This is a genomic window from Pseudonocardia charpentierae, assembly GCF_031845345.1.
GTDB lineage: Bacteria > Actinomycetota > Actinomycetes > Mycobacteriales > Pseudonocardiaceae > Pseudonocardia > Pseudonocardia charpentierae.
Genome location: NZ_JAVREJ010000005.1, coordinates 1 through 18634 on the forward strand (window position 1 = coordinate 1; position 18634 = coordinate 18634).

Annotated in this window: 18 protein-coding genes and 1 pseudogene; 6 read left to right on the forward strand and 13 right to left on the reverse strand. The window is 70.3% G+C overall.

What is annotated here, in order from left to right:
• Both RM445_RS09385 and RM445_RS09390 read right to left on the reverse strand, forming a co-directional pair.
• A pseudogene (locus RM445_RS09385) lies at positions 1 to 298 on the reverse strand (alanine dehydrogenase); the annotation flags it as partial.
• The gene (locus tag RM445_RS09390; protein ID WP_311555768.1) at positions 295 to 690 is read right to left on the reverse strand and encodes an MmcQ/YjbR family DNA-binding protein; all 396 of its coding nucleotides are present in this window, start codon (positions 688 to 690) and stop codon (positions 295 to 297) included. The pseudogene RM445_RS09385 and the gene RM445_RS09390, both read right to left, overlap by 4 nt.
• A 124-nt stretch (positions 691 to 814) precedes the next feature.
• Between RM445_RS09390 and RM445_RS09395 the strand changes: the two genes are divergently transcribed.
• Together RM445_RS09395 and RM445_RS09400 are read left to right on the forward strand one after the other, a co-directional pair.
• Complete coding sequence (locus RM445_RS09395) at positions 815 to 1276, forward strand: VOC family protein (RefSeq protein WP_311555769.1); 462 nt, start codon at positions 815 to 817, stop codon at positions 1274 to 1276.
• Between the two features lie 179 nt (positions 1277 to 1455).
• Entirely contained in the window at positions 1456 to 1866 is a 411-nt protein-coding gene (locus RM445_RS09400) for a YkvA family protein (protein WP_311555770.1), read from the forward strand.
• An 11-nt stretch (positions 1867 to 1877) separates the two neighbouring features.
• On the opposite strand, the gene RM445_RS09405 is transcribed toward RM445_RS09400, so the two are convergent.
• The 11 genes from RM445_RS09405 to cax all read right to left on the reverse strand — a co-directional run bounded on the left by RM445_RS09405 (position 1878) and on the right by cax (position 13497).
• A complete protein-coding gene (locus tag RM445_RS09405) occupies positions 1878 to 2936 on the reverse strand; it encodes a sodium:calcium antiporter (RefSeq protein WP_311555771.1) in 1059 nt (352 codons plus the stop codon).
• A gap of 14 nt (positions 2937 to 2950) precedes the next feature.
• Positions 2951 to 4027: a pyrroloquinoline quinone biosynthesis protein PqqE gene (gene pqqE, locus RM445_RS09410; protein WP_311555772.1), complete on the reverse strand. Its 1077-nt coding sequence runs from the start codon at positions 4025 to 4027 to the stop codon at positions 2951 to 2953.
• 10 nt (positions 4028 to 4037) lie between these two features.
• Positions 4038 to 4304 (reverse strand): pyrroloquinoline quinone biosynthesis peptide chaperone PqqD, encoded by a 267-nt coding sequence (gene pqqD, locus RM445_RS09415; RefSeq protein ID WP_311555773.1) that lies wholly within the window; start codon positions 4302 to 4304, stop codon positions 4038 to 4040.
• Between the two features lie 4 nt (positions 4305 to 4308).
• A complete protein-coding gene (pqqC, locus tag RM445_RS09420) occupies positions 4309 to 4992 on the reverse strand; it encodes a pyrroloquinoline-quinone synthase PqqC (RefSeq protein WP_311555774.1) in 684 nt (227 codons plus the stop codon).
• A 4-nt stretch (positions 4993 to 4996) separates the two neighbouring features.
• Positions 4997 to 5884 carry a pyrroloquinoline quinone biosynthesis protein PqqB gene (gene pqqB, locus RM445_RS09425; RefSeq protein ID WP_311555775.1) on the reverse strand — a complete coding sequence of 296 codons (888 nt, stop codon included), beginning with the start codon at positions 5882 to 5884 and terminating at the stop codon, positions 4997 to 4999.
• Between the two features lie 62 nt (positions 5885 to 5946).
• Positions 5947 to 6042 carry a pyrroloquinoline quinone precursor peptide PqqA gene (gene pqqA, locus RM445_RS09430; RefSeq protein WP_311555776.1) on the reverse strand — a complete coding sequence of 32 codons (96 nt, stop codon included), beginning with the start codon at positions 6040 to 6042 and terminating at the stop codon, positions 5947 to 5949.
• A 45-nt stretch (positions 6043 to 6087) separates the two neighbouring features.
• Positions 6088 to 7785, reverse strand: a complete 1698-nt coding sequence (locus RM445_RS09435) for a PQQ-dependent dehydrogenase, methanol/ethanol family (protein WP_311555777.1) — start codon at positions 7783 to 7785, stop codon at positions 6088 to 6090.
• Positions 7786 to 7798: 13 nt separating this feature from the next.
• Complete coding sequence (locus RM445_RS09440) at positions 7799 to 8260, reverse strand: MSMEG_3727 family PQQ-associated protein (RefSeq protein ID WP_311555778.1); 462 nt, start codon at positions 8258 to 8260, stop codon at positions 7799 to 7801.
• Between the two features lie 267 nt (positions 8261 to 8527).
• The gene (gene katG, locus RM445_RS09445) at positions 8528 to 10732 is read right to left on the reverse strand and encodes a catalase/peroxidase HPI (RefSeq protein ID WP_311555779.1); all 2205 of its coding nucleotides are present in this window, start codon (positions 10730 to 10732) and stop codon (positions 8528 to 8530) included.
• Between the two features lie 87 nt (positions 10733 to 10819).
• Positions 10820 to 12217: a DNA-binding protein gene (locus RM445_RS09450; protein WP_311555780.1), complete on the reverse strand. Its 1398-nt coding sequence runs from the start codon at positions 12215 to 12217 to the stop codon at positions 10820 to 10822.
• A gap of 119 nt (positions 12218 to 12336) precedes the next feature.
• On the reverse strand, positions 12337 to 13497 hold the full coding sequence (gene cax / locus RM445_RS09455; RefSeq protein ID WP_311555781.1) for a calcium/proton exchanger: 1161 nt from the start codon (positions 13495 to 13497) through the stop codon (positions 12337 to 12339).
• A 125-nt stretch (positions 13498 to 13622) separates the two neighbouring features.
• On the opposite strand from cax, the gene RM445_RS09460 reads away from it, so the two are divergent.
• The 4 genes from RM445_RS09460 (at position 13623) to RM445_RS09475 (ending at position 18552) form a co-directional block, all read left to right on the forward strand.
• Positions 13623 to 14765 (forward strand): MFS transporter, encoded by a 1143-nt coding sequence (locus RM445_RS09460; protein WP_311555782.1) that lies wholly within the window; start codon positions 13623 to 13625, stop codon positions 14763 to 14765.
• 13 nt (positions 14766 to 14778) lie between these two features.
• Positions 14779 to 16275 (forward strand): IclR family transcriptional regulator domain-containing protein, encoded by a 1497-nt coding sequence (locus RM445_RS32730; RefSeq protein WP_311555783.1) that lies wholly within the window; start codon positions 14779 to 14781, stop codon positions 16273 to 16275.
• 160 nt (positions 16276 to 16435) lie between these two features.
• Complete coding sequence (locus RM445_RS09470) at positions 16436 to 16987, forward strand: hypothetical protein (protein WP_311555784.1); 552 nt, start codon at positions 16436 to 16438, stop codon at positions 16985 to 16987.
• Positions 16987 to 18552, forward strand: coding sequence for a GMC family oxidoreductase (locus RM445_RS09475; protein WP_311555785.1), 1566 nt, complete (start codon positions 16987 to 16989; stop codon positions 18550 to 18552). The genes RM445_RS09470 and RM445_RS09475 overlap by 1 nt, the downstream gene beginning before the upstream one ends.
• The last annotated feature ends 82 nt before the right edge of the window (positions 18553 to 18634 follow it).

Genomic DNA, 18634 nt, shown 5'->3' on the forward strand with positions numbered 1-18634 from the left:
GGTGGAGGTAGGTGAAGAGCTGCTGGCCGGGGCGGAAGCGGTGGTACTCGGCGGGCACCGGCTCCTTGACCTTGACGATCAGGTCGGCCGCGGCGAACACGTCGTCGGCGGTGGGGAGGATCTTGGCCCCGGCGGTGGCGTACTCCTCGTCGGGGAACCGGGACCCGATGCCGGCTCCGGCCTGCACGACGACCTGGTGGCCGTTGTGCACCAGCTCCGTGACGCCGTCCGGGGTGAGTGCCACCCTCTTCTCGTTGTCCTTGATCTCGCTCGGAACTCCGACGACGAGCGTGCTCATGGCGTGTCTCCTGCGGTCGGGATCCGGTGCGGACGCACCGGGGCGGTTGTGGTGGGACTGGTGCGCATGCGCCAGGCATCGGTGACGAGCTCTGCGAGCCGATCGGCGTCGACCCGGTCGAGCCGGACCATGACGAGCGGGAAGCCGTCGTAGGCCGGGGTGGTGAAGAAGAGCTGTGGCTCCCCGAGCAGCAGGGCCTGCTTCTCCGCCTCGTCACCCACGTACAGCACCGCGATATCGGTACGGATGGTCCGCCGCCTGCCCGGCACCCGCTCGGGATACGACCAGACGAAACCCTTGCCGTCGACACGGAAGTCGAAGCCCTCGGACTGGATCTCCACGACGCCCTCGAGGGCGAGCGCCAGCCGCCGAACGTCGTCGGCGTCAGCCATCACGGCCTCGCATGGCGGGAGCCTAGCGAGAATCAGCGGCTCCACCCCGGATCCGGGCGGCCGCCGGCTCCTGGTACCACGTGTCCAACCTCCGCCACGAATCCCGCGACGAACGGAGCAGCCGGTGAGCCGCCACATCCAGGTCACCTTCGACGCCCACGACCCACGCGCTCTGTCGTCCTTCTGGCGCGACGTACTGGGCTATGTGCACCCCGGCCCGCCCGGGGTCGACCTGCCCGAGGGCGCCGACGCACTGGCCGCGTGGGACGACTTCCTCGCGCGCCTCGGTGTACCGGAGGACCAGCGCAACACGAGATCGGCCGTCGAGGACCCGGACGGGGTCGGCCCGCGCCTGTTCTTCCAGCAGGTGCCGGAGGACAAGGTCGCCAAGAACCGCGTCCACCTCGACGTCCGCGTGGCCCCCGGGCTGCAGGGCGAGGAGCGGATGGCGGCGCTGGAGGCCGAGTGCGACCGGCTCGTCGCCCGGGGAGCGACGCGGGTGCGCCGCTACGAACCCGAACCGCCGATGAGTGCAGGCCACATCGTGATGACGGACCCCGAGGGCAACGAGTTCTGCCTCGACTGACCGGGCCGGCGGTCGGGTCGTCCCGAGCGGAGCACCAGTGGGCTCAGGACCCGACTGGTGCTCCGCTGATCAAGCCCTGCCCCGCGAGGGTGCCGGATGGCGATGGACGAGCGGTGTGAGGTCGGAAATCGCACTTGCTCGGTCACACTGGGGGACTCCGACGTCGAGGTGGAGTGGCGATGCCCGGTTGGCTGCAAGCGGTCCTGATCGCCGTTGCCGTGGTGGTCGTCTCCTGGCTGGTGCTGATCGTGCTGGCCCGTCGGCTGCCGCCCGGGGTGGCGAAGGATCTCGCCGGGTTCCTGCCCGACTGCGTGACGGCCATGCGGACGCTCCGCACGGATCCGCGGGTGCCGCGCCGCGCGAAGGTCGCACTCCTGATCGCGGTGCTGTGGGTGCTGTCGCCGATCGACCTGATCCCCGAGTTCCTGCCGGTGATCGGCCCGTTGGACGACGTCATCGCCGTCGCGCTGCTGCTGCGGTACGCGGGCCGCACCGTTCCTCGCCAGGTCCTCCTCGACGCCTGGCCCGGCGACCCGTACCTGCTCGAGCGACTGCTCGGCCCGGCACGTCCGACCACGACCACGGACTGATCCGCGAGGGGTCAGTCCATCTCGATCGGGGCCTCGCCGAGCATCGTGAAGCTGACGCCCCAGTAGGCGATGTACAGCGCGAGAAGCACGAAACCGTGCCAGCGCCGCAGCCGTCCCGTGCTGATGAAGTACGCCGACAGCGCCGTCATGACCACCAGCACCGGCAGGTGCCACGACAGCACGTCGTCGTCGACCGCGATGCTGCCCCCGGCAAGCAGGATGATGCCGAGCTTCGCGGTCACACCGAAGACGACGCTGCCGATGACGTTGCCGACCCCGATCTCCGGTGCGCCCCTGCGGGTGGGCTCGACGGTCAGGAAGACGTCTTCGATGGTCAGCACCAGGGTGGCGACGGTCGCGCCGAAGAGCGTGGCCCCGATCTCGTACTCCTCGAGGATGCCCTCGGTCCCGAGGCTCATGATCGCGGCCCCGGCGACCAGGCCGACGAGGGCGACCACCGCGAGCGCGATACCGGCCCAGCCAGGCAGCGGCCGGGTCTTGTCGAAGGGCACGGTCACCGTGAAGGGAGGCTCGTCGGTGGGTCGGTCCGTGCCGGCGGCGGCGACCGGTGGCGCCCCACCGCCGCCCACCTCGATCTTCTCCAGGATCTCGGCGTTCCGGAAGACCGGGGTGGTGCTCCGGAGCTCCTTGCTCGCGACGTAGCCGATGAACGCGACGAACAGCAGCACGAGCACCACGCCGCTCGTCGCGGTCATGGGTCCGGACAGGATGAACGGAACCATCAGCAGCGGTGACACGGCGAACAGCACGATGTAGCTGCGGGGGATGTTCACTCTGGTCGGGGTGATGATGGCGGCGAGCGCGAGGACGACCCCGGTCATCGCTATCGCCGTTCCGAAGACGGTGCCGAGGGCGACGCCGCCGAGGTCGTCCACGTTCAGCACGACCCCGAAGGCGACGTCGTCGAACTCGATCCCGGTGAACACGATGGCCAGCAGGAACACCGACACGTGCAGACCGCTCGCTGCGCCGACGAGGTAGACGATCAGTTTCTCGGCGCTGTAGATCAACAGCGCTGCGCCGGCCGCGAAGATCAATATCGACGTCACGCGACACGCTCCTGTCAGCGGTGGGGGCGGGGGACGAGTACCAGGTCGATCGGCCGCTCACCGTTCGCCGCCCGCACCGCGTCGACCACGAGGTCGTGGTCGGGAGACAGGTGGCAGACCGGGTCGGTGCGCGCGGCGTCGCCGGTGAGCTGGAACGCCTGGCACCGGCACCCGCCGAAGTCCAGCTCACGGCGGTCGCAGCTCCGGCAGGGGTCGGGCATCCAGTCCGTGCCGCGGAACGCGGTCATCACCGGGCTGTCGGCCCAGATCCAGGCAAGCGCAGCGTCGCGCACATTGGCCCGCGGCAACGGCAGGGACTGGGCGGCAGGGCAGGGCAGGACGTCGCCGTTCGGCGTCACGGTCAGCTGCCGCGCGGCCCAGCCGCCCATGCACGGCTTCGGGTAGCGGCTGTAGTAGTCGGGGATGACGTAGATGACGTCCATCCGGTCCCGCAACCGCTCGCGCGCCGCCCGCACGACGACCTCGGCCGCCTCGAGCTGCGCCCGGCTCGGCAGCAGCGCGTCACGGTTGCGCCAGGCCCAGCCGTAGTACTGGGTGTTGGCCAGCTCCACCCGGTCCGCGCCCACCTCCTCGGCGAGCCCGAGCACGTCGGCGATGCGGTCGATGTTCTGCCGGTGCAGCACGACGTTCACGGTGAGCGGCCAGCCCAGCTCCTTGACCAGCGCCATCGCCTCGATCTTGCGGCGGAAGGAGGGCGTGCCGGCGATCCGGTCGGACACCGCCTGCTCGTCGGCCTGGATGCTGACCTGCACGTGGTCAAGGCCTGCGGCCCGCAACTGCTCGGCCTTCGGTCGCGAGAGCCCCAGCGCACTGGTCACGAGGTTGGTGTAGAGGCCCAGCCCGTTCGCGGCAGCAACGATCTCCACCACGTCGCGGCGCAGCAGCGGCTCCCCACCGGACAGGTGGCACTGCAGCACGCCCAGGTCGGCGGCCTCGACCAGCACCCGCTGCCACTCGGCCGTGGTCAGCTCGTCGGTGTAGTCGGCCATGTTCAGCGGGTTGGAGCAGTAGGCGCAGGCCAGCGGGCAGCGGTAGGTGAGCTCGGCCAGCAGACCGAAGGGGCTGTCCATGCGTGAGCTCCTACCCGGAGAGTTCTACACAGCGGCGGGCGGCGAGCCTGGTCAGGAACCGCTGCACCTCGTCGTCGGGGACGGTCTGATACCGCGCGCCCAGCTCGGACACGATCCCGGCCACGGTGCGCTCCCCGTCGCACAGCTCGAGGATCGTCGCGCCGCTGGCGTTCAGCACCACCACCGTCTCGGGCAGCTGCAGGATGGGCCGTTGGCGGATCCGGCAGAAGCTCAGCCGGACGTGGCGCGCCAGCCGGGGGCGATCCGAGAGGTCCACGGCGTCACTCCGGGTAGGCCTGGTCGATGGCATTCATCAGGCTCCACAGCACGTCGCACTTGAACGACAGCGCATCGACGGCGCGCGCCTGCGACTCGGCGGACAGGCAGTGCGTGGTGACCACCTCGAGGGCGTGCTCGCAGTCGCGGGGCGCCTGTTCCAGGCGGGCGCGGAAGTAGGCGAGGCCGTCGGAGTCGATCCACGGGTACCACCGCTCGAACGCGGCCAGCCGCTCCGCCATCAGGTCGGGGGCGAACAGCTCGGTGAGCGACGACGCCACGGCCTCCACCCACGGGCGGGTCCGGGTGAAGTTCACGTAGGCGTCGACCGCGAACCGGACGCCGGGCACCAGGTGCCGGTGGTCGGTGATCTCTTCGCGGGTCAGCCCGGCGGCCTCGCCGAGGCGCAGCCACGCCTCGATCCCACCCTCTCCGGCAGCCGCGCCGTCGTGGTCGACGATCCGGCGTATCCAGCGGCGGCGGACCTCGAGGTCCGGGCAGTTGGAGAGGATCGCCGCGTCCTTGCGGGGGATGTTCTCCTGGTAGTAGAAGCGGTTGGCCACCCAGCCACGGAGCTGCGCCGGGCTCAGTCGACCGGCGTTCATCCGGACGTGGAACGGGTGCTGGTCGTGGTAGCGCCTCGAGTGGGCCCGCAGCATCTCGACGAAGTCGGTCTCGGTCGTCGTCATGGGCTCACACCTCCACCTCGAGGCCGTCCACGGCCACGTCGATTCCGCTGTCCTCGACGGCACGCCGCTCGGGCGTGCCCGCTAGCAGGACCGGGTTGGTGTTGTTCATGTGTATGAAGATCGTCCGCCCGACGCCGAGCGACGGGAGCTGCGCCAGGCTGCCGTCCGGGCCGTCGATGGGCAGGTGGCCCATCTCCCGGGACGTCTTGCCGGCCAGGCCGAGCCGGACCAGCTCGTCGTCACGCCAGCAGGTGCCGTCGATCAGCAGGCAGTCGCAGCCCTCGATCTCCGCGCGCACGCCCGGCGTCAGCGCCTGGACCCCCGGCAGGTAGACGAGCGTCCCGCCGCTGCGCTCGTCGGTCAGCCGGTAGCCCACGACGCGGCCGTGGTCCACCCCGGTGCCGAACCGATCGCGCTTCGCGGTGGGCACGTCGAACGCCCGGCACGACAGCCCGTCGGCGAGGGGAAGGTCGGCGCCGGGGACGACCGCGCGCCACTCGACCGCGCAGTAGCGCTCGAGCAGGCTCAGGATCCCCGAGCCGTCGCGCAGTGTCTTCTGCACCGCCGGCGTCGCGTACAACGTGACGGCGCGCGCCTCACGCAACAGCAGCAGGCCCAGCGTGTGGTCCAGCTCCGCGTCGGTGAGCAGCACCGCCTCCAGCGGCGTGGCCCGGTCGCCGCGCGGGTGCAGGGCGGGGGAGGCCTCGATCTGGGTACGGACGTCGGGTGAGGCGTTGATCAGAAACCACGACCGGCCGTCGGCACTGACCGCGACTGACGACTGGGTGCGCGCGACGCCCGCCCCGGAGCGGACCGCGGCGCACACCGGGCAGCCACAGTTCCACTGCGGGGAACCGCCCCCCGCCGCCGAACCCAGCACCCGCAACCACACGTCGATCTCCCCGTGACGGACGGGCGGCGCCGGACCGGGGTCCGACGCCGCGCCGTGTGCTCCTACTCCTCCATCTGGGCGATGTACATGGTCACCTCAGGCGCGACTCCGATCTCGTCGAACTCGGGCGTCTCCCACACATCGAGCTGGGACTCCATGGATCCACCTCCTCTCTGCCGGTGCTCGGCAGTCTCTGGGCAGGGCTACGACTCAGGGAGTGCGAAGGCGATCAGTGCGCTCCCGTGACCGGCGCCGAGCATGCCGGGGAGGAACCCCTCGGCCCATCCGCCCCAGCCGACCGGCACCGCGATGTACTGCCGTCCGTCCACGCTGTAGGTCGTCGGGCTGCTGTGGTGGCCGCTACCGCACTGGAACTTCCACAACTGCTCCCCGGTGCGGGCGTCGAGCGCGACGAACTCGCCCGAGGGCGCTCCGGCGAACACCAGGTCACCGTTCGTGGCCAGCACCGACGCACACATCGGGAGGTCGTTGCGCCAGCGCCACTTCTCGTCGCCGTTGGCGTCGAACGCGCTGATGGATCCCGCCATGTCCTCGATGTCCACCTGAACACCCGCGCCCCAGTAGGGGATGCTCTCCTTGAACTCCCGGCGTCGTCGGGTGGCCGTCGCGCCGGTGTCCTGGACCGGCACGTAGAAGAGCTCCGTCTTCGGGCTGTAGGCCGCGTGCGTCCATTCCTTGGCGCCGGCCGGACCCGGGTAGAAGTGGACCGGGTCCCCTTCCTTGTCGGGGTAGACCTTGGCCGTCACCTGGCCGTCCCGCGTGATCGCTCCCCAGGTGATCCGGTCCACGAAGGGTGTGATCGAGACCCGTTCGCCGTTCGTGCGGTCCAGGACGAAGAAGTAGCCGTTCTTGTCGAAGTGCCCGAGAAGCTTGCGCCCGTCCTTCTCGAACAGGATGCACTCGGCGATGCTGTCGTAGTCCCACACGTCGTGCGGGGTGCACTGGTAGTGCCAGCGGATCTGGCCGGCGTCGGCGTCGACGGCGACGACGCTGTCGGTGTAGAGGTTGTCGCCCTCGCGCACCCCGCCGTCGAAGTCGGGCGCCGGGTTGCCGGTGCCCCAGTACAGCAGGTTCGTGTCCGGGTCGAACGTGCCGGTGAGCCAGCAGTTCGCGCCGCCCCGCTGCCAGGCTTCCCCGTCGGCGGGCCACGTCTCCGAGCCGGGCTCGCCCGGCTTCGGGACCATGTAGCAGCGCCACTGGTGCTCGCCGGAGTCGACGTCGAACGCGTCGAGGTGGCCGCGGGTGCCGAACTCGCCGCCCGAGCTGCCCACGATGACCATGTTCTTTACGACCAGCGGCGCGCACGTGGCGCTCTCACCGGCCCGCACGTCGCCGTAGGTCCGGTCCCAGACACGCTTCCCGTTCGTCGCGTCGAGGGCGATCACGTGGGCGTTCGCCGTGACGAAGAAGACCTTGCCCTTCGCCACTGCACATCCGCGGTTGACGTTCCCGCAGCACAGCGACACGTCGAACGGAACCGCGTGCTTGTACCGCCAGATCTCCACGCCCGTCGCCGCGTCGATGGCCCAGATCCAGCCGTCCCAGCCGGTGACGAACATGATCCCGTCGACGATGATCGGCGCGGCCTCGAACGAGTAGGTCGACGCACCCGCGATGAGGCCGGTCGTCCCGGCCTGGAAGACCCACGCCGGGACGAGGCGCTTGACGTTCTCGGTGTTGATCTGGTCCAACGGGCTGTAGCGCTGCCCGTCGTAGGCGCCGTAGTAGGTGAGCCAGTTCTGTGGCTCCTCGCGGGCGTTGAGGATGCGCTCGTAGTCGACGTTCTGCGTCACGGGCGGTGCGACGTCGGCGCCAGGGGTCTTGTAGTTGAGCAGTCCCTGGTTGATGGCCTCGCCCGCGTCCACGTACTCGACAGTCATGTCGTGCTCCTCCTCACGGTCGGGGCTGGTCGGGTCGGTCGAGCCGGGCTTCCGGCGGGACGTCGCCCAGTACGACGATGCAGCCGGTCAGTCCGCGGCCTTCGTCGTTGCCCGTGGGCGAGCTGAACCAGTAGTAGCCCGGGCCGTCAAGGTTGAGAGAGGCCCGCCCACGTGAATGGTTGACCAGCCAGATGAACTTCCGGTCGCCATTGTTGGGCAGAAGCGCGCAGTGCGTGTTCAGGTCGTCGTTGATGAGCGTGAGTTCGATGTCGCCGCCGTGCGGCATGACCAGGATCGACGGATCCCAGGCGATCTCGTCGGGCCGGATCCGGATTGTCGCCTCCATCTTCCCGTCGGACCTTTCGGTGGCCTCACCAATTCTTCCGGTCCCGAGCACCTGGCCCAAGGCCGCTTTGTTCTGCACGTCCAGCCCGAGCTTGCTCAGCAGGTCAGCTCGCTCATGCAGGGTGGTCATCGGGCCTCACCTCCTCATCGAGATCCTCGTTGTCAACGTCGGTCGATTAAGACGTTCTGAATGTATAAATCAGCACGATGAATGGCGGCGATCGCCGTGGCGACGCGCACTAAAAGGATCATGCAGCGTGTGATCGCAATCACGTTGTGAGACCGGGCGGACGTTACGCCGGGGCCACCAGGGCGACAAGGGGCGATTACGGGTCACGCCGTTCGTCAGCCGACGGCTACCGTTCGTACCCGCTGCCGGACCACGACGAAGAAACGATCAGCTGAGGTCGTACCGGTCGAGATTCATGACCTTGTTCCACGCGGCCACGAAGTCGGAGACGAACTGCCCGCGCGCGTCGTCACTGGCGTAGACCTCCGCGACGGCGCGCAGCTCGGAGTCCGAGCCGAAGACGAGGTCGACCCGGCTGCCCGTCCACACGACCTCGCCCGTGGACCGGTCATGCCCCTCGAAGGTCTCCGCGTCCTTGGAGGTCGCCGTCCATTCGGTCCCCGGATCGAGCAGGTTGACGAAGAAGTCGTTGGTGAGTGCCCCGGGCGTCGACGTGAAGACGCCCGACGGGGATCGCCCGGTATTGGCACCCAGCACGCGCAGCCCACCGACGAGCACGGTCATCTCGGGCGCGGTCAGGCCCAGCAGGTTCGCCCTGTCGACCAGCAGGAACTCCGACGGCAACCGGCCGCCTTTCCGACGGTAGTTGCGGAACCCGTCGGCAACCGGCTCCGTCGCCGCGAAGAACGCCGTGTCGGTCTGCTCCTGCGTCGCGTCCGTGCGTCCGGGAGTGAAGGGGACCCGCACGTCGTGGCCGGCGTTCGCCGCGGCCTCTTCGACGGCGGCACAGCCGCCGAGCACGATCAGGTCGGCCAGCGAGATCCTCGTGCCGCCGGTCTGCGCGCCGTTGAAGGCCTCCCGGACGCCGTCCAGGACGCGCAGCACCTGCGCCAGCGCGTCGGGGTCGTTGACCTCCCAGGTCCGTTGCGGTTCGAGCCGGATGCGGGCCCCGTTCGCGCCGCCACGCTTGTCGCTCGTGCGGAACGTCGACGCCGAGGCCCACGCGGTGGCGACGAGGTCGGGGACCGTGAGCCCCGAGCCGAGGATGCGGCGCTTGAGTTCCGCGACGTCGTCGGCCGAGACCAGCTCGTGGTCGACGGCGGGGACGCGGTCCTGCCAGATCAGCGCCTCCTGCGGGACGAGCGGCCCGAGGTAGCGCTGGACTGGGCCCATGTCGAGGTGCGTCAGCTTGAACCAGACCCGGGCGAAGGCGTCGGCCAGCTCGTCGGGGTGTTCGAGGAACCGCCGCGAGATCGGCTCGTAGCCCGGGTCGTACCGCAGTGCCAGGTCCGTCGTCAGGAACGTCGGGGCGTGCCTCGTCGACGGGTCGTGGGCGTCCGGCACGGTGCCGGCACCGCCGCCGTTCCGCGGCACCCACTGCCACAGGCCGGCCGGGCTCAGCGCCACGTCCCACTCGTAGCCGAACAACGTCTCGAGGAAGTTGTTGTCCCAGCTGGTCGGGGTGCGGGTCCACGTGCCGTGGAGGCCGCTGGTGATCGTGTCGGGCCCCCTCCCGGTGCCGTAGCTGCCCTTCCAACCCAGGCCCTGCTCCTCGAGGGAAGCACCCTCCGGTTCGCGGCCGAGGTAGGTGTCCGGATCGGCGACGCCGTGGGTCTTGCCGAACGTGTGGCCCCCCACGATCAGCGCCACGGTCTCCTCGTCGTCCATCGCCATCCGGCGGAACGTCTCGCGGATGTCCCGTGCCGACATCAGCGGGTCCGGGACGGTGTTCGGGCCCTCCGGGTTGACGTAGATCAGGCCCATCTGGTCGGCCGCCAACGGACCCGTCAGATCGCGGACACCGCGGTGCCGCTCGTCACCGAGCCAGGCCCGTTCCGGACCCCAGTCGATCTCCTCGGGTTCCCAGACGTCCGCCCGGCCGCCGGCGAAGCCGAACGTCCGGAACCCCATGGTCTCCAGGGCGCGGGTGCCCGCGAAGACCATTAGATCGGCCCAGGAGATCGTGCGGCCGTACTTCTTCTTCACCGGCCACAGCAGCCGGCGCGCCTTGTCGAGGTTGCGGTTGTCCGGCCAGCTGTTCAGCGGCGCGAAGCGTTCCATGCCCATCGCGGGGCCGCCCCGGCCGTCGGCGACGCGGTACGTCCCGGCGCAGTGCCAGGTCATCCGGACCATGAGCGGCCCGTAGTGGCCGAAGTCGGCAGGCCACCAGTCCTGCGAGGTCGTCAGCACCTCGTCGACGTCCCTCGCGAGGGCGTCGAGATCGAGGGTCCCGAACGCCGCGGCGTAGTCGAAGTCCGGGCCCAGCGGGTTGGCCGCGGCGGGGTGCTTCCGCAGGATCGACAGATCGAGCCGGTACGGCCACCAGTCGCGGTTGCTCGGGCCCCCGGGAGTGGCGGCGCGGCGCGGCGCCGGTGCAGGGAGGCCGAGTCCGCCGCCGCTCGTCTCACTCATCGCACTCCCTCGTTGCGCTCGGTCGGCGCTTCGCGCAGGCGCTGTGACATGGATTCGCTCGCAAGCTCGCTCATCGCGCCGCCGCCGTCAGATGTCGAGCGCGCGGCGCACCGCCGCCGCGTTTCGCCGGGACACCGGCACGACGCTGCTCACCCCGTCGTCCATGACCAGGGAGAGCTCACTGCCACGTCCCCGCTCGACCTCCCGGACGCGTTCGATGTTGACCACGTACCGGCGGTGCACCCGCAGGAATCCGGCGCCCGCCAGCTCGCCGTCCAGCTTGTCCAGGCCCGGCGCCGCAGCGCGCAGCCGTCCCTGGTCGGTGGACAACCACACGTCGTTCCCCTCCGACTCCGCGAAGCAGACCTCGGGCACGTGCAGCAGCACCATCCGGTTCTCCCGTGTCGCGACCACCCGCCGTGGGTGCGGCGCCAGCGGGTGCGCGGGCCCCTCCTGGGGCAGCGGGGCCCCCTCCGTCGCGCCGAACAGGACCAGGTTCCCGATCAGGTGTCCGGACAGGAAGACGGGCCGGATGCTGATCGGTGTCGGCTCGTCGGAGAGGTGGGTGAAGATCTGCGTCGAGCCGACCCAACCGGGGTTGCGGGCCGCCTGGCGGGTGGCGTACTGCGCGGCGCTGATCAACTCCGGCAGCCCGGGTTGCCAGCGCACCGTGGGGTCGAGCGCGGGAGTGGAGGCCGGGACGCCCATGAGGACGCTCGCCGTCTCGTCGGCGATCACCACTTTCCCTGCCGTGTCCATCGCCGCCATCGCGACACCGGAACGTGCCCTGGCCAGCGTGTAGGCCGCCACCAGCTCGGTCCCGCTGTCGCGGGCGCGACGCCTCAGCGTGCACTGGGTCTTGGTGACCGCGTTGCCCAGCCACCCTCCCGCGCCCGCGGGAAGAGCACTGCGCCAGCAGGAGATGTTCAGGACCGCGATCGGCTCCCGGGTCACCACGTCACGCACCGCGATGCCCGCGCAGACCCAGTCGTGGAACGCCTGGCACCAGTGCTCCGCACCCCTGACCAGCGCCGGGCCGTGCGCCTCGAGAGCCGTGCCCATGCCGTTCGTGCCCGTCGCCGACTCGGACCAGCAGAACCAGGGCGCCATGTTGGCCTCGGCGGCCCGGGCGAGGGTGGTCGGGTCTCCCCACTCGACCAGGATGCGGCCCGTGGCATCGGTGACGGTGACGACGCCGCCGACGCTGCCCACGTCGTGGGCCACCGAGGCGGCCCGGAACCCCAGGTCGGCGAACACGACGTCGTGTTCGGGCGTGTGGTCGATCTCCGCGACGGCGACCGGTGCCTCGGTGAGGTGCGGGTCGACCCGGTACTGCTCCCGGCAGCGATGCCAGGAGATCGCGACCTCGGGCCGCACACCCGGGACCTGGTCTTCGCCCTGCACGAACCGTTCCCAGGCCGCGAACACGGTGCCCCTGGCCGGGTTGCCGGCCGACATGGGCTCGAGCCGATGTACGTCTCTCATGGTGGAGAACCGCCTTTGGTCCATCCGGCATCTCCACCATAGGGACGCCCGTCGGCCTAAGTCACGCCCTCCGCAGGGCTGCGTGCGAGGAAATGCCGCGACCGGGCCGCGACGCCCGCTCAGACGAAGAAGAACGTCAGCGCGAGCACCGCGTACACGGCCAGCAGTTGCAGCCCTTCGAACCAGGTGGTGTCGCCGCGCTGGGTGATCTCCTGGGCGATGAGTACCGCGAGGAAGATCGCTCCGATCTCGAACCCGTTGAAGACGAGCGCCATGGGGAACGGGCCGATCAGGAACGACGAGAGCACCAGCACCGGGGCCACGAACAGGGCGATCTGCGCGGCGGACCCGACCGCGATGTTGATCGACAGGTCGATCTTGTTGCGGACGGCGAAGTAGACCGACACCCAGTGCTCGGCGGCGTTGCCGACGATCGCCACCACGATCACGCCGACGAAGAAAGGCGAGAGCCCGATCGACTCCGACGCCTCGGTGATCGACCCGACGAGGATCTCGGACATGAACCCGACCGCGACGCCGGCGATCGCGAGCATGGTGACGCTGCGTTTCACGGTCCAGGGTTCGCCGCCGTGGTCGTCCTCGTCGTGGGCGGGGTTGAACAGGTGCGCGTGGGTCTTGAGGGAGAACAGCAGGCCGGCTGCGTAGGAGAGCAGCAGGATGATCGCCACCCCGACCGAGAGGGACAGCACGTCGGACGGGTAGGCGACGGCCTGGTCGCGGGGACTGGGCAGTCCGGGGCCCTGCACGAGTTCGAAGATCGCCGGCATGATCAGCGCGACGGTGGCGAGCAGGAGCAGCAGGGCTTGTGCCGAGGCGGCACGTGGTTCGAAGTTCTGCCGGTCCCGTTTGGCTCCGCCCGCGAGCATCGATGCGCCCATCACCAGCAGGATGTTGCCCAGGATCGACCCGACCAGCGAGGCTTTGACGACCTCGTGCAGGCCGGCGCCGAGCGCGAACAGGGCGATGATCAGCTCGGGGGCGTTGCCGAAGGTGACGTTCAGGAACCCGCCGATGCCGGGCCCTGACCGCGCGGCGAGCTCCTCGGTCGCCCGGCCCATCAGTGCCGCGGTCGGGATCACCCCGAGCGCCGACGCGAGGAACACCCAGGTCGCGCCGGCGTGGGTGAACTCCAGCACCACCGCCACCGGGATCAACGGCACGAGCAGGTACGGCCAGCCCTCGCCGCTGAACAGGAAACCGGGCAATCCGGACGTCGAGGTGGACGACTCGACGGTCGGCGGATGTGGATCGGCGGACATGGCACTCCTCGGCGGGGGGCGGGGTCGAAGAGGCGGCTGTGCGCGCCGGACTCAATGTGGACGTTCGTCGCACACGACGTCAACCTGTACCCGTCGGACGACGTCGATCACCGAGGGGCGGCCGCGTGGTGCAGGCGGATTTCCGTCGTGATCGGCTCACGTGGGTCGCGTACGTGATGCTGGGCTGGTTCGCCTACCTGCAGGCGGCGCCGGGGCTGGTCATCGTCCACCTGCGCGACGAGCTGGACCTGAGCTACTCGACGGGCGGGCTGCACATCGCGGCGTTCGCCGCCGGGAGCCTCCTCGCCGGAGTGATCTCCGCGCAGCTCGAGCGCCGGCTCGGGAGGCGCACGCTGTTCTGGTCGGCGGCTGCGCTGATGGGCGTGGGAGTGATCGGGTTGACGGCAGGGCGCATCGCTGCGGTGACCATCGGCTCGGTGCTGGTCATGGGCCTGGGCGGCGGGCTGCTGCTGGTGGCGATCCAGGCGACGCTCGCCGATCACCACGGCGAGCGTCGCGCGGTGGCGCTGACCGAGGCGAACGTGGCCGCGAGCGTGGCCTACGTGGTGCTGATCGGGGTGCTGTCGCTGACCGCCGCGGTGGGTGTGGGGTGGCGGGTCGCGCTGCTGGCCTCGCTCGTGGTCCTGGCGCTCGTGTGGTGGGGAAACCGGCGGCTGGCGATCGACGCGCCGCCCCTGTCGCAGGTGGTGCACGGTCGTCTGCCCGCCGTGTTCTGGATCTCCGCCGCGATGCTGTTCTGCGCCACCTCGGCCGAGTGGTGCATCACCGCCTGGGGCGCGACCTTCGTCGAAGACGCCGCCGGCGTGTCGAGCGACTCCGCCATCGCGCTGATGGCCGGCTATTTCGGCGGTGTGGTGGTCGGGCGCACCGCGGGCAGCCGGTTGGCGCGCCGCCACGATCCGGAGCGGTTGTTCGCGGTCGCGCTCGTCGTCACGGCCGTGGGGTTCGGGATCCTGTGGCCGTCGACGGGACCCGTTCAGGCGCTGGTCGGCCTGTCGGTGCTCGGGCTCGGGCTGGGCAACCTGTTCCCGATGGGGTTGTCGGTGACGGTCGGCCTCGTTCCTGAACGGGCGGTGCTGGCGAGCGGGCGGGCGGTGGGAGCGACGTCGTTCGCCGTACTGCTCGCGCCCCTCACGGTCGGGACGCTCGCGGACGCGACGTCGTTGACGGCCGCCTTCGGGCTCGTCCCGGTCGCCCTTGCACTGGCGGCGGCGGGGCTCCTGCTCGTCCGTCGGGCGCAGACGTGAGCAAGGCGAGGACATGATCACGAGGCTGCGCCACGCGCCGACGGCGAGCGTGCACCTCGCGCTGATGCTGGCGCTCACGTTCGCCACGGGGATCATCGACGCGGTCGGCTACCTCGGTCTCGACCGAGTCTTCACCGGCAACATGACCGGGAACGTCGTGATCCTCGGGATGGCGCTCCTCGGTGCGGACGAGCTGCCCGTCCTCGGCCCGCTCGTGGCCCTCGCGGGTTTCGTCGCCGGAGCCGCGGGGGGTGGCCGCGTGCTCAAGGGCGCCGACGGCGGGTGGACGCGCCGGGTGACGGGCCTCTTCGCCGTCACCGCGCTCGTCGAGTGGGTGGTGGGTGTCGGCCTGCTGACCGGGCTCCGGGCGGACGATCGTCCCGTGCAGGTCGGCGTCGTCGCCGTCGTCGGAGCCGCCATGGGCGTGCAGGCCCGCGACCGCCCGTTTCCTCGCCGTCAAGGACGTGCCGACGGTTGTCGTCACCTCGACCCTCACCGGGCTCGCGTCGGAGTCGGTGCTCGGTTCCGGCACGGGCGGCGGCACCGTGCGACGTGTCGCCGCCGTCGTCCTGATCCTCGTCGGCGCAGCGACCGGCGCGGCGTTGCTGCGATGGGACGTCGGCGCCGGCTTCATCGCCGCGGGTGTCGTGACGGGGCTCGTCACCGTCACGGGTGCACGGGCGAGCAGGTCGGACCGGCGACAGACGTGAATCTTTGCGGCACGATGGCGGCCGTGACGCTCGCGGCACGCCGCGGTCCGGTCGAGCGGACCCTCGGCATTCTTGAGCTGGTCGCCGAACGCGGCGGCGCGAGTGCCCGTGAGCTGTCCGCCGCGCTCGGCCTGCCGCTGCCGACCGTCTACCGGCTGGCCAAGGAGCTGGTCGACACCGACTACCTCGTGCACATCCGCAGTGAGAGCCGCTACGAGCTGGGCTACAAGCTGCACCGGCTCGGGTTGTCGCTGCATCGCCAGGTCGGGCTCTCCCGCGCGCTCACCGACGAGATCGGCCGGCTGCACGAGTCGACCGGCTTCGCGGCGTACCTCAGCATCCTGCGCGGCGCGGAACTCGTGATCGTGCACGTCGTCGACTCGCCGGACTGTCCCCGGCTCCAGCCGATGCGCTTCGGCTTCCACGAGGCCCCGCACGCCACCGCCTTCGGGAAGATCCTCCTGGCCGACCTGTCCACCGCCGAACGCGACATGTACCTCGCCCGGCACGGGTTGCGGGCGCTGACCGCGAACACGATCACCGAACGTCCCACCCTTGACGAAGAGCTCGACGCCATCGCCCGCCGCGGGATCGCGTGGGAGCACGAGGAGTTCCTCGCCGGCTGGGCGTGCGCGGCCGTACCGGTCCGCGGAGGTGACTCCGCCCTGCTCGGCGCGGTGGCGGTGTCCGCGCAGCCCCATCGGTTCGCCGGCGACGGCGACCGGCTGACGGCCCGGTTGCGCCAGGTCGCGTCGCGGGTCGGTGCCGGTCTGCGGGGGCCGGCGACCGCGGTCGGCTGATCGCTGCGGGTTTGCCGCTCTCTTAGGTGAGCCTCGCCTCTCACGCAATGAGAACGACGGTGTCGATCACACGGTCGAGCTGACAACCTGTGGCCCACGTCGCACCGGACCGGCTTCCGGTCCAAACGGTCGAGTGGTCGTGTAGGTGAGGAGAGCAACGATGCCCGAATCAGAGAGCGCCGAGCAGCCGCCCCAGGAACCTGTCGAGCTTCAGCGGGACACCGCGGAGGGCGACGGCACCGCACCCGCAGGGTTGTCCGAGCAGCAGCAGCGCACGCTACTGCGCCTGCTGAAGGTGGCCTACCCGCATCCCGACTTCCCGGACGACCCCTACGAGCGCACGGCGAAGGCGGTCCAGGACGCCGACGGCTCCGCGGAGCTGCTCGCCGACGGCCTCGACGACCTCGACGAGCAGGCCGGTGGCGACTTCGCCGGGCTCTCCGACGCCGACGCCACCAAGATCGTCGAGCAGGTCGCCAACGGCGCGTTCTTCAAACTGGTGCACAGCACGACCGTCGTCGCGCTCTACGACGACCACCAGGTGTGGGAGCTGCTCGGCTACGAGGGTCCCTCGTTCGACAAGGGCGGCTACGTCGACCGCGGCTTCGACGACCTCGACTGGCTGCCCGACCCCCGTGTCGAGGAGTACGACGGCGAACCGCGTGCCGAGATCGTGGCCACCGAGCTCGTGAAGGCGGAGGGATCGAACTGATGGCCACCATCGACCACAAGGACCCGGTCGTCGTGATCATCGGGTCCGGCGCGGGCGGCGGCACCGTCGCCCACCAGCTCACCACGCAGGGCGTGAAGTGTGTCGTGCTGGAAGCGGGCCCGCACCTGACCCGCGACGACTACGAGAACGACGAGTGGCGTGCGTTCACGCAGATGGCCTGGCTGGACATGCGGACGACCAGCGGCTCGTGGCGGGTGGCGAACGACTTCCCGAACCTGCCCGCCTGGATCGTCAAGGCCGTCGGCGGATCGACCACCCACTGGTCCGGCGCCACCCCGCGGTTCATGGAGCACGAGTTCCGGACGCGTTCCGTGTACGGCGAGATCGACGGGGCGAACCTGCTGGACTGGCCGATCACCCTCGACGAGATGGCGCCCTGGTACGACAAGGCGGAGAAGGCGATCGGGTCGTCCCACCGGCACGGGCGGCCGGCGCTCCCGGCGAACAACAACTACAAGGTGTTCGCCAACGGCGCCGAGCGGGTCGGCTACAAGTACTACGCGACCGGGCCGTACGGCACGAACGCGACGCCGTACGACGGCCGGCCGGCGTCGGTGCAGGACGGCTTCAACTTCCAGGGCGACAAGAGCGGCGCCAAGTGGTCGACCGCCGTCCGGGAGATCCCCCGGGCGCTGGAGACCGGCAACCTCGACCTCCGTCCGGAGTGTCAGGCCGTGAAGATCACCCACGACGACGCCGGCAAGGTCGACGGCGTCGAGTACCTCGACGCCGCGGGCAACCTGCACAAGCAGGCCGCACGCGTGGTGTGCGTGGCCGGCAACTCCATCGAGTCGCCGCGGCTGCTGCTGATGAGCTCGAGCTCGCTGCACCCGGACGGGCTGGCGAACTCGTCCGGCCAGGTCGGCCGGAACTACATGCGGCACATGACCGGCTCCGCGTACGCGACCTTCGAGCGGCCGGTGCGGATGTACCGGGGCGAGACGATGGCCGGGATCATCGCCGACGAGGCCAAGTACGACACCTCGCGCGGTTTCGCCGGCGGCTACTACATGGAGACGCTCTCGCTCGGGCCGGCGTTCCTGGCGGCCTTCGTCGAGCCGGGGGAGTGGGGCCGGTCCTTCACCGAGAAGATGGACGCCTACGAGCGCACGGCCGGCATGTGGATCGTCGGCGAGGACATGCCGCAGGAGTCGAACCGCATCACGCTGAACACCGAGGTCAAGGACCAGCACGGCCTCCCGGTGCCGAACGTGAACTTCGACGACCACCCGAACGACGTCGCGATGCGCAACCACGGCTACGCGAGGGCGGACCTGCTCTACGAGGCGGTCGGGGCGCTGAGCGTGCACCACACCCCGCCGTACCCGTCGACGCACAACCTCGGCACGTGCCGGATGAGCGATCGGCCGGAAGACGGCGTCGTCGACCGGTGGGGCAAGGCGCACGACGTGCCGAACCTGTTCGTCAGCGACGGCTCGGTCATGACGACCGGTGCGGCGGCGAACCCGACGCTGACCATCGTCGCGCTGGCGACCCGACAGGCCGACCACATCTTGTCGGAGATGAACGCCGGCAACCTCTGAGTCCCGACGCCGGCACCCAAGAAGCCGGGCCGGCACACAGGTCACGACCTGTGTGCCGGCCCGGCTTTCTTGGTGCGAGCGC

Excerpts from the sequence above, each read along its gene's own strand:
- RM445_RS09390 (WP_311555768.1), bottom strand. The coding sequence starts at position 690 with ATGGCTGACGCCGACGACGTTCGGCGGCTGGCGCTCGCCCTCGAGGGC.
- RM445_RS09400 (WP_311555770.1), top strand. The coding sequence starts at position 1,456 with ATGCCCGGTTGGCTGCAAGCGGTCCTGATCGCCGTTGCCGTGGTGGTC.
- pqqE (WP_311555772.1), bottom strand. The coding sequence starts at position 4,027 with ATGGACAGCCCCTTCGGTCTGCTGGCCGAGCTCACCTACCGCTGCCCG.
- pqqC (WP_311555774.1), bottom strand. The coding sequence starts at position 4,992 with ATGACGACGACCGAGACCGACTTCGTCGAGATGCTGCGGGCCCACTCG.
- pqqA (WP_311555776.1), bottom strand. The coding sequence starts at position 6,042 with ATGGAGTCCCAGCTCGATGTGTGGGAGACGCCCGAGTTCGACGAGATC.
- RM445_RS09435 (WP_311555777.1), bottom strand. The coding sequence starts at position 7,785 with ATGACTGTCGAGTACGTGGACGCGGGCGAGGCCATCAACCAGGGACTG.
- RM445_RS09440 (WP_311555778.1), bottom strand. The coding sequence starts at position 8,260 with ATGACCACCCTGCATGAGCGAGCTGACCTGCTGAGCAAGCTCGGGCTG.
- katG (WP_311555779.1), bottom strand. The coding sequence starts at position 10,732 with ATGAGTGAGACGAGCGGCGGCGGACTCGGCCTCCCTGCACCGGCGCCG.
- RM445_RS09450 (WP_311555780.1), bottom strand. The coding sequence starts at position 12,217 with ATGAGAGACGTACATCGGCTCGAGCCCATGTCGGCCGGCAACCCGGCC.
- cax (WP_311555781.1), bottom strand. The coding sequence starts at position 13,497 with ATGTCCGCCGATCCACATCCGCCGACCGTCGAGTCGTCCACCTCGACG.
- RM445_RS32730 (WP_311555783.1), top strand. The coding sequence starts at position 14,779 with ATGATCACGAGGCTGCGCCACGCGCCGACGGCGAGCGTGCACCTCGCG.
- RM445_RS09470 (WP_311555784.1), top strand. The coding sequence starts at position 16,436 with ATGCCCGAATCAGAGAGCGCCGAGCAGCCGCCCCAGGAACCTGTCGAG.
- RM445_RS09475 (WP_311555785.1), top strand. The coding sequence starts at position 16,987 with ATGGCCACCATCGACCACAAGGACCCGGTCGTCGTGATCATCGGGTCC.